Genomic DNA, 9,989 nt, shown 5'->3' on the forward strand with positions numbered 1-9,989 from the left:
CGCAAAAGCTGCCGAATAGCGCTGCTGTTTCCGAACGAAGCGCGGATCTATCCACTTACCGTCACCGATGTTATCAATCCGTTTGTAGGTCAGCTCCCCCGTCGGCGAACACACTTCCTCTAACTCAAAATCTGGCAATTCCACGTCGCCATAGTGGGCGTTATAAGGAGATAAAATATTTTCCTCAATTTCATAAACTTGAAGTTGCTTCGGGAGGTAACAGATAAGCGAAGCCTGCTTAAATGCGGTATCAGTTGGAGTGTCGCTGGTTTCTGGTTGAAACTTGATAGTAGCAAAATCTTCACTTGGATCGGAATCTGCGTTAGAAACGTCACTAATTCCCTCAGTTTGATGTACTGCTGTTCGCCAACCGGTTGTCACCGATCGCAGCCTCCAACCTTCATCGTCATACTCTATCGTTTCAGTCGTGTCTTCAATAATTCCCCAGAAACCAAGCGGGTCAACGCCGTCAACTTTCTTGCTAGTTTGGTTGTACAAGTCAATCCCTCGGATGCCCGAAAACCCATATTTTAAGGTTTGTTTTTTCAGCGACATCCCGTCGATCGTAGTGATTTTCTCATTAGTTTTGACATAGTTGCTGCCACTCTCGTAGAAATTAATCGAAGTAGTTTTGACTACACCTAGCCCGGACGGTGGTAATGATGCGCTTGGATCTGACTCAGTTGTTTCTTCTTTCCGGGTGCGCCGCCGCCAGGTCGCACCGCTGGCTCCGCTATTTTGTAGCTGAGTTTTTTCCTCTGGATTGACATAAAATTTGCTTATTTTAGTAGTTTCGCCAAAGCGTTTTGCTTCCAATTTGCTGTCATCAAGAAACAATCCCGTAATTTCTGCTTTGGGAAAGTAATGCTCTGAGTGTAAGTATTTGGTCAAGTCTTCCCGTACCAGTGGCATTGTGCTAAATGGGGGGATTAAATCGGGAATTTGTTCGCCCAATGGCAAGAAGTGGAAAGAGCGATCGGAAAGATTTGTCGATCGGCGCAACTCCCCTGAAAAAGTTCGGGTCACTTCTTTGAGTAAATCGCCTTCTGGTATGTTCCAAGTGGGGGTGCTATTCCATCTTTTAGTCCGAATCCGTCGGGGTTCCGACAATACCTTAAAGCAGCCATTTTGCCGCAGTCGAGCGTCTAGCTCTGTCATAAAATTAGTGGTAGTGTCGGGGCCTGCATCATTAGGGACTGTTACTTTACTGGGAAACCCTGAGTAGCTACCGCCCGATCGAGTGGCTATCTGTGCCAAACTCAGATATTGCGATCGCATCCGCGCGTCTCTACCTTTGTTAGCCGTCGGATCGCAGCGTTCGCCCGTCTCTGTATTATCGAAGTCCTTAATCACTAGCGGCACGTCCTCTGATGCCCAGCCGTGAGCGCCAGACAGAGAAACTTGAACAACGATTATCGGCCCCAGCGACTTGCTGCGAGGTACTTCAATCGTCCGCAAGTCACTCACCCGAAACCCAATACCAAAAAGCTCGATCGGGACGCCGACATGCAGCAGTTGACAGACTAAATATCGGTTTTCCCAACCAGTCTTGAACTCGATCGAGCCGCTGGGTTCTGACTCAAAGGTTTCTGACCAAGATATTGTGCCTGCTAGAATCGGGACTAAATTCAGAAATTGCGGGTAGGGTTCCGGCACGTAATTAGTGCGGAGAATCTTTTTTGAACCCAGAACTCGAATGGTTGAACCGATCGGCGGCGGCGGTGGCGCGGTAAGTAAATTTCCTGGTGCTGCTATTGGCAACCCACCGGGAGTAGTGGGAGAATATGTATAGTTTGAGCGGGCTGTAACCATTGTTTAAAATACACAATTTAAATTTAAGAACGGAGCCGACGCCGCTTCAATCCTTGGGGGTGATCGTCTGTCGGGTATTTAATCCAATTTTGCCACAGCACCGAGCGCGGTTGTGTATTTTGGATTATGGGAGTGGGCGGGCAATCGAGCAAAATACTCCGCTAGCAATTATCAATGGTTTTGCCACAATCAGCGCGCCGGAGTTTGCGCGGGTGGATTATGTCGAGATTGGCGGTGATATTTACCAAGAAGCCGAAGATTATACCAATTTGTTGCCGGGTGAGTATGTTTACAATGCCTATACTGAAATTTTGACAATTAGGATTTATTGATATGACGACCGAGAAAGAGATTGTCAAAAAGCAGGGAGAAATAATTGGTCAGTTGCAGCAATTCCCGATCGGGCGGACTAATTCCGGCGGCAGGGCGGGCGGAATGGTTGAAGTGGTTGTGACAAATCCGCTACCGGGTCAGCCGCGCGTGGTGCAGGCAAAATGCGCTAACGATTGTGCGCCAGGTGATGTTCAGTTGATGCGGGTAGATGATGGTAGCTATGTGGCGCTTTCTCCGTATGCAGCAAAAGAAACGTCAACCACTACCACTCGGCAAGTTTCAAAAAAAGAATCAGTTAAGCCAAAGAAAAAAGAAGCCAAAGAAAATATTAAAATTTTATTTTATGTAAATTCAGAGATTTCTCCTTTTGTGGGGTATGACGAACTCATTGTTGAACGGCTATGGAAAGAATTATGGATAGGAGGGACTTGGCCAGTAAAAAAAATTTATACCGTTCCAGACGGCTACAGGCTTGCCGATGCTTTTATTGTAAATACGGGCGAAAAAGAAAATGATTATGTGGTCATGGGCAGGTTATTTCCTGTAAAAAAAATACACCAGTGGTTTAATATACTTAGCGTTGCGGAGATAGCTATTCCACTGACAACTCCAGCAGCAATCTTTTTTACAATAGAAAATGGAGTTGTCGAACAAACAGAATTTAATCAAAATTCATGTCATCCTTATTTCTGGCGATACTGTGGAGGAGGTTTTTTCTACTCAGCGGGCAGCGGTATAGGGATAAATACTATTGATGCTTTTTCAGGTCAAGTCAGAACAAATTGGCCAAGTGTCTATAATTGGTACAATGGTTGGGGTTCTGCTGGTTTCTCGTATGCAAACACGTTTATCATTTCAGGAAATTATTCTAGTTTTGTTAACTTTGCGTTAATATACGTCGGGATGTATGATGGGCAAGCTTCTTCCCAGACTTTTGGTAATTCATTCTTAGTAAAACCAAACAACAATCATACGCCTTTAATATCAGATTATAACAAATATGGTCTATTAGTATGGAATTCAGCAGGAGGAGGTTACAACCCTCCCCAAGTATTGTTTGGAGTAGACACATCGTCTAATTGGTATTTTAAAAGTAAATCAATAAAAACTGAAAACTTTACTACTTTCTACTCTTATCTAACTCCGGTGTCCACAGATCCTTCTTTCCCTTCAAATCCAGGAATATTAGGATTCACAGGTGAGATCTGTGTTACTCCTACTAAAAATTATGCCGTAAATTATCAAGCGGTTAACGAGGGTTCAGATGAAGATTCAAGCTCTATATCAAGCGGCTTTTTATATGAACCATTAGTAGTGAACAACTCAGGAGATAAAACTTTAAGTATCAAGCAAATTTCTACTAAAGCTTATAGAACAACACAGCACAATTATTTAATAATTTTATCAGATACAGGGGAAAGTTCTGTTTTTACAGAAATATCGGGCATCCCTGAACTACAAAACTTTAATTCATTGGGAGGTGAAACTTTAGCGCCAAGCATAACAATTCTTTCCCCTTATACTAATGTTTTACATAGCGGAGGATCTTCTTTTTCGTCTCCCATTTGGAATACCACATTAAATAATAAACTGAAAAACTACTATTATGGAGGCAGTGGCTATACTTATTATTTATCGTCGAATCAATCAGAAATCAATAAAGAAGTTTTATATTTAAAAGATTTTCTACTATCTTTTTCAAAGTTTAGTGGATTAACTATTTTACCTTTTAACGATGTTCGTGAAAACATTTATAGTTCGTATTATCATGAATGTAGATATTTAAAACCGTTAACTTCCTATATAAAAAATAGCCTTTACATACCTTATGGATTTATAGATAGTAATAATATTTTTTTTGGAACTCAAGCGTTGTCTTATGCTGAACCAGAAAAAACTAGAGTATTACCCCAGACTAGCAAAGCGACTATAAAAATAACAGAATTAGAATTAAACGAAATTACTGGTAAAATTACTGTAGCATCTCAGGTGAAAGCATTGCCTGTTTATATGGTGACTCCTACAAATAGCGGAAGCTCTACAATAGCTCTTGCCTCAACAAATTACTGGTGTAAAACAAAAACAGAAGGAGAACCAATGCCAAAATTTTTATCAGTGTTGTCAGAAATTCCAACGCCAACCCCAACGCCAACCCCGACACCAACCCCGACACCAACTCCGACACCAACTCCAACGCCTGGTTATGGATATTAAGGCTAGCGTACAAGTAGATTAGTGTGACGAGTCTTCAAATAATTGAATAAAAAATGTAGGATTAAAAGAAACACTTATTCTATGCGTACCTTTCATACCTCTCCGTGCTAGCGCTTGAGTAATAGCTTCTTTACACAAATTGATTCTTTCTAATTGATCCATTGTTACTTTTGTGGAATCTGGATGATATCTATACAGATACAAATATTCATTAATTTTTCGGACGTTTGTAACTTCAGACAATCGCAAACACAAATCATAATCTTCAATATTATTGAATTGAGTATTAAATCCACCTATTTCACTGTAAACTGATTTACGAATAAGACGAAAATGAAAAGTCATAAAATCAGTTAACAATTTTTCCGCAGAATAAGGAATAGAACATCGCCTTCCTGGTCGAAGTTTACGCCCATTCTTGTCTATATCAATATAATTGGTATAGACTAGCCCACAACCAATATCGTCATCCAACACCGCCAGCGTCAACTCCACTCCCCGCGCCTCAAGCAAATCGTCCGAATCAACCTGCCCCACATACTCACCCCGCGCCGCATCAAACCCCGTTTTGAGCGCATAAGCCGCGCCTCTGTTTGTCTTATCACTCAACACCCGCACCCGATCGTCCTCCCGTGCAAATTGCTCTGCGATCGCCAGCGTCCCATCAGTTGAGCCATCGTCAACAATGATCAACTCTAAATCTGTATAGGTTTGGTCAAGCACCGATCGAACCGCCATGCCGAGATACTTTTCGCGGTTGTAGGCTGGAACGACGATCGACACTTTGGGAATTCTTGAATCTGTTACTTGTGGACTACCCTTTCTGGGTGATGTTGGCTTATTCACGAGATTGTTAAAGTGATAGCAATATTTATAATTTTACGCATAGTATATGAAACGCATATTTTTAGTTGGTGCACCCCGTAGCGGCACCACTATTCTACAAAGCTTGTTAGCCGCACATCCCAAAATTACCAGCTTCCCTGAAACTAAGTTTTTCCACTATTTATGGGCTGATCGTCTAAAATCCCAACTCCCCGATCGCTTGCACAAATGGTTCCACCAAGAAATCAGCCGCCCCGACTTGTACAATGAATCTGAAATTTATAGCCGGCAACTCACGAGCGATCGGATTAAGTGGTTTGTCGGGATTTTGGATCGGCTGGCGATCGAGGAAGGGAATCAAAGCTGGCTAGAAAAAACGCCTGAACATATCTATTTCATCCGCGATATCCTGAACTACTTACCAGGCGCCAAATTTATCCACCTTGTCCGCAATCCGCTGGATGTGGTGGCATCCATGCGAAAAGCTACCAGTGACCCGCTCAATAACATCCTGTGGGGCGGAGAATGGACGCTAGAGTTTTGTGTTGAGCGCTGGAAAAGTTCGGCGCTAGTCTCTTATTATTTGCGAGAGTTCCCTCAGCATTTAGTCGTTCGATACGAAGATTTACTGGCAGATAAAATCAGGTTTCTATCGCAGTGTTGCTACTTTTTTGACATCGCCTACGACGTGGAAATGGTGCGGAATTACCGAACAAAAGCCGTTAAATTAGGTCTGGGGTTGCCGTGGCACGAAGGTATCGATCGAGATGTAGAGCCTTCACCAGTTGCTAAATATAAGGAGTTTCTTAGTGTGGATGAGGTGCAGTATATTTTGGGGCAGACTACGGAGTTGCGATCGCACTTTGGGTACACATGATAAAGCCCGGAGTAATCCGGGCTTATTTTGACGATCGCGCGAGAGTTAGAATTTAGCGCGAAAGCTAAATTTACAGTACAGCTAAATTACTCGCAGCGGGCAGCTTAGCTTCGGGATAAGCTAACTTCCATGCGTCACTGTGGTAAAGATTTTTTACGCCAAAACGTTGGCACGGAGCTTGCTTAACTTCTACTGCCTTAATCTTGGATGCGGCCTTTAACTTTCGCCAACTGTAGTTTTTTTCGTTGACGTTGTTGAGTTTGGCAATACGGACAATTGAGGAATAGTAGAATAACTCGTCCACAAGTTCAAATAGGTGATCGACATCTTCCTCCAATTCGTCAATCTGAGCTGCCTGCATAGAGTTTTCCAGTGCTAGTTGCTCTTTCTCTTCCTCTGCCTGTACCAATGCTTTAAGGGCTTCAACATAGGTTTGGGGCAGTGCGGGAGCAGCAGGGGTTATTGCGCTGGTGCGGACTTTAAATCCGGCTAACTGGTGAAGATAAACAGTAGCCCCTGCCTCGCCCATTGCAAGACTCAGTTCGGGATTATCTTTTACCAGCCATCGGTAAACCAACTTTGCAGGGATGAGGTTGTAGCCCTGTAAGCCATGCCCCAAATCAGCTTCAGCGCTTTCTAGCTCGCTCTGGTTGTAACCCTTGCACCGCTTATTAATAGCCTGCTGACTTAATCCGCTCATCCGGGCGTATCCTGACTGTGTGGCATAAGCAGCACCCGTCACCGTATTAATCACCAATTCAATCCCGTTTTGGTCAAATCGTGCTAAATTACTCATTGTTCGCCTATCCATAGTAGGTGGACAGCCGATGATCAACGGGTGTTATCAGCACCCGATCGGCTCAATATTAATTATATCATTCTTTGACAGTTGAAACTCAATCTATTTAATACAAAAGCCCGGATAATTTCGGGCTTTTGTATTAAGTCTTTAGATCGAACTTTGCTTACTACGACTTAATTTGTCTAATCGCTTCAGCAATATTTTCGTCTTCTGATACGACATCCCAGTTCACCTGTTCTATTGCCACTTGCATAGCAGCTTGAAACAAATCAATTGGAACTGTATCAATTGGCAAACCCTTTAAGTAATCAGCTTGTTCGTGTAAATTAGACAACGAGCAGTCATACTCTTTTTGGATGTTTGCCTCAAAGATACGTTTAGCAATTTCAGCACCAGATAAATCGGCTAAAGACCGATACCTCTCAAGATTCTCTTCATATAATTCATCTTGCCACAGAATATAGATTATCCGCTCTTCTAGTGGATTAGGAGAACGTGTTACAATGTCCATAAGTCGCCTCTACTACAGGTTGACTGCTGATGGCAATAGGGCGGTTCACGTCGCCCTTTCAGCTTGCAGGTATTATATCACATTATTAATAATATGCAAACAATTAACGTCTAGTCTTTCCACTCGTCTACAACCGATCGCGCATCACCTTGTTTCTGTTTTAACAAGTTAGTTCCATCAGAACTCTTCAGTAAAACTTCTTGCTGCACGCCAATATAACCACACCGAAAAGCAATATTTAATTTTTCACAAATCTCTTGCGCTAGATTCACCTGATCTGGTTTGCACTGAATAGACACTGCTCCAGAAGTTAGGCAACTTTCAATACCTGCTGCTTGCAATTTTTTTATTAATCTACAAGCAGCTAAATAGCTATTTGCTTCGCCTGAATATACTGTCATTGGTTTATTTCCTGTTTAAAGTGTTACATCATAACCCTACATCAACCTCCGATCACCCGCACCATCACCCATCCATCCAGTCGTCAAGCTCGAACGCATACAACTTCTTAAACTTCTTCCGCACAGCCGCCAGCCAGTCCGAATACTCGCTCTGTGCGGGCACGTCTAACTTGTGCGCTTCCTCATCTTGAAACGGGTTGACTTCGATCCGAAAGACTAGCTCCCGATACCCTTTAGTAAAAATAAAAGCTTGATTAATTCCGCAGCGTTTTGCTTCTTCCTCGGTAAAAGTATTCCAGGTCGCCATCAATACCCATCGTTTCTCCCATTCTCGGTTGCCGAGGTCAGGAACTTGGATCTGTTCAGTCTTGACTAACTCCTCTCGATCGCCCGTCATATCGTCTGGTGGGCGATGTTTTAGCTCAATTTCAAAGGTGCGCGTCGGGACTCGAACTTGCTGGAATCCTTTTGTGGACATAAACTTTAAGTTTTTTAATTGATGTTCAGTGACCAAGCAATACAAATACGTTTCGCTAAAAACAAACATCTTCTCGCGGAAAAGATGTTTAAAAAGATAATGTGGGAGTGGTTTTTGGCTGCTAATTTTATTGAGCAACTTGATAATATGATAGCATTAACTTAGCTTTATTTTAAGATTTACAATCATGCGCTGTATCAACGAGCAAGGGTTAGCACTAATCAAAGAGTTTGAGGGTTGCCAATTGGAGGCTTATTTATGCCCTGCGGGTGTACCGACGATCGGCTACGGACACACTTTTGCAGTAGAGATGGGACAAACAATCAGCGAAGCGGAAGCAGACGCGCTACTGCGGAAAGACTTGAAGGATGCAGAGGAATCGGTCGATCTGTTGGTTGCCGTACCAATTAACGATAACCAGTTTTCGGCGTTGACCTCATTTGTTTTCAACGTTGGTTCGGGTGCGTTTGAGCGATCGACAATGCTTTCAATGCTCAACGCAAATGCCGGAGCCGATACTGTCGCTGCTCAGTTTTTGCGATGGAACAAAGCTAATGGTGAAGAGTTGTCGGGACTAACCCGGCGGCGGCACGCTGAGCGGGCGCTGTTTTTGGGGAAAGATTGGAAGCTCTGTTTGTTTTGATTTGGTCAATGGCTGATCGGTCTATTCATCTTTGTTCTTTGAACTTCCAAAATCTGTAAAACCTAACACTACAGCGGCCAATGAGCCGATCGCAGGAGCAATTTCACCGGGAATCAACTTTTCGAGCCAAATCAAAAATACGTAATTAGCTGCTAGGATTAACTCGGTAGTTGCTGCACCCATAAAAGCATAGTCTCTTAATGATTGCGTTGATATAACCATTTCTGCGTTACTCAATTTTCCCTTTTTTAGGGCTGCTGCAGAGGCTCCCGATATTAACGCAATACCTAGTGTCAGCATTTCCGAAGGAATTACCTTAGTAGTTCCGGTTAGTGCAACGTAACTTACAAGCAAAAAAACTCCAGAAAAAGTGGTCGTGATAATAACAAACTCTTGCAATATCAATAATTGTAAAAGTAGCTTCACGTTAATCTCCTTGATAAAAATCATTATTATTAGATTGATACTTTTCCAGCTCTTGAGCCCATCTTACTCGTTCTCGCAACTCTTCGATAATGTCAGAAACTTCAACACCAAACTCTTTGTTTGGGATTAAATTACTAACATTTAAAACCTCCCCTACGAACCTATTTAAAATTTGCTGCTGTCCTGACAAAGTTTTAATATTTTCAGCGTTCGCCTCACTAAGTCTAATAGTTTTTGGGATTATATTGCGCCAAGTAATGTTTTCTTTAACAGCTCTTTCTTCTCTAGTTTTTAATATTGCGTTTGCCGCTTTTACTGTTTTAAGATCGCGCAATAAAATAACAATTAAAAATATTGTGAAAATTTCCACAATTATAGCGATAAGTAAAATTAAACTTATATACTGGTTAAACATTGTATTGTGTGATTCACTAAAGCGTGATGAGTTGCGATTAATAAATGAACTTGCAAAATTTAACAGTCGGCATTCCGATAAACGCTAATTAATAGAAACAAACCCTGATACTTTTCAAATTCTAGCAATTTTTAAAGATCCCGATCCAAGATTTCTGCTAAATACTTGATCCTCAGCGCCATCGGCACCGCTTGCATTGGAGTGCAGGCTGCACCGTAATGATTGATACACTCCCGCCGCCCCTTTATCCGC

At 42.4% G+C, this 9,989-nt stretch carries 12 protein-coding genes; 4 read left to right on the forward strand and 8 right to left on the reverse strand.

Features of this window, described 5'->3' with window-relative positions; translation table 11 throughout:
• Positions 1-1,812 (reverse strand): hypothetical protein (locus tag QUA24_RS25275; RefSeq protein ID WP_333233007.1); only part of this gene is annotated, 1,812 nt, incomplete at its 3' end.
• Here QUA24_RS25275 and QUA24_RS25280 point away from each other — a divergent pair.
• Positions 1,812-2,144 carry a hypothetical protein gene (locus QUA24_RS25280; protein WP_333233009.1) on the forward strand — a complete coding sequence of 111 codons (333 nt, stop codon included), beginning with the start codon at positions 1,812-1,814 and terminating at the stop codon, positions 2,142-2,144. The two genes, QUA24_RS25275 and QUA24_RS25280, sit on opposite strands and share 1 nt — an antisense overlap.
• A gap of 1 nt (position 2,145) precedes the next feature.
• On the forward strand, positions 2,146-4,359 hold the full coding sequence (locus QUA24_RS25285; protein ID WP_333233010.1) for a hypothetical protein: 2,214 nt from the start codon (positions 2,146-2,148) through the stop codon (positions 4,357-4,359).
• Between the two features lie 18 nt (positions 4,360-4,377).
• Here QUA24_RS25285 and QUA24_RS25290 read toward each other — a convergent pair whose 3' ends face one another.
• Positions 4,378-5,142, reverse strand: a complete 765-nt coding sequence (locus tag QUA24_RS25290) for a glycosyltransferase (RefSeq protein WP_333233012.1) — start codon at positions 5,140-5,142, stop codon at positions 4,378-4,380.
• Between the two features lie 109 nt (positions 5,143-5,251).
• Here QUA24_RS25290 and QUA24_RS25295 point away from each other — a divergent pair, with 109 nt between their 5' ends.
• Positions 5,252-6,061 (forward strand): sulfotransferase, encoded by an 810-nt coding sequence (locus QUA24_RS25295; protein ID WP_333233014.1) that lies wholly within the window; start codon positions 5,252-5,254, stop codon positions 6,059-6,061.
• 70 nt (positions 6,062-6,131) lie between these two features.
• On the opposite strand, the gene QUA24_RS25300 is transcribed toward QUA24_RS25295, so the two are convergent.
• From QUA24_RS25300 to QUA24_RS25315, 4 genes are all read right to left on the reverse strand, one after another.
• A complete protein-coding gene (locus QUA24_RS25300) occupies positions 6,132-6,857 on the reverse strand; it encodes a hypothetical protein (RefSeq protein WP_333233015.1) in 726 nt (241 codons plus the stop codon).
• A gap of 172 nt (positions 6,858-7,029) precedes the next feature.
• Positions 7,030-7,374 (reverse strand): hypothetical protein, encoded by a 345-nt coding sequence (locus QUA24_RS25305; protein ID WP_333233017.1) that lies wholly within the window; start codon positions 7,372-7,374, stop codon positions 7,030-7,032.
• Between the two features lie 110 nt (positions 7,375-7,484).
• On the reverse strand, positions 7,485-7,775 hold the full coding sequence (locus tag QUA24_RS25310; protein ID WP_333233019.1) for a hypothetical protein: 291 nt from the start codon (positions 7,773-7,775) through the stop codon (positions 7,485-7,487).
• A 64-nt stretch (positions 7,776-7,839) separates the two neighbouring features.
• Positions 7,840-8,253, reverse strand: a complete 414-nt coding sequence (locus QUA24_RS25315) for a hypothetical protein (RefSeq protein ID WP_333233021.1) — start codon at positions 8,251-8,253, stop codon at positions 7,840-7,842.
• Positions 8,254-8,440: 187 nt separating this feature from the next.
• Between QUA24_RS25315 and QUA24_RS25320 the strand changes: the two genes are divergently transcribed.
• Positions 8,441-8,896, forward strand: a complete 456-nt coding sequence (locus QUA24_RS25320) for a lysozyme (RefSeq protein ID WP_333233022.1) — start codon at positions 8,441-8,443, stop codon at positions 8,894-8,896.
• A 21-nt stretch (positions 8,897-8,917) separates the two neighbouring features.
• Here QUA24_RS25320 and QUA24_RS25325 read toward each other — a convergent pair whose 3' ends face one another.
• Positions 8,918-9,346: a hypothetical protein gene (locus tag QUA24_RS25325; RefSeq protein ID WP_333233024.1), complete on the reverse strand. Its 429-nt coding sequence runs from the start codon at positions 9,344-9,346 to the stop codon at positions 8,918-8,920.
• Positions 9,324-9,692, reverse strand: a complete 369-nt coding sequence (locus QUA24_RS25330; protein ID WP_333233026.1) for a hypothetical protein — start codon at positions 9,690-9,692, stop codon at positions 9,324-9,326. Before QUA24_RS25330 ends, QUA24_RS25325 begins: the two co-directional genes overlap by 23 nt.
• Positions 9,693-9,989: the final 297 nt, after the last annotated feature.

It is taken from the genome of Microcoleus sp. Pol12B5, assembly GCF_036701335.1.
GTDB lineage: Bacteria > Cyanobacteriota > Cyanobacteriia > Cyanobacteriales > Microcoleaceae > Microcoleus.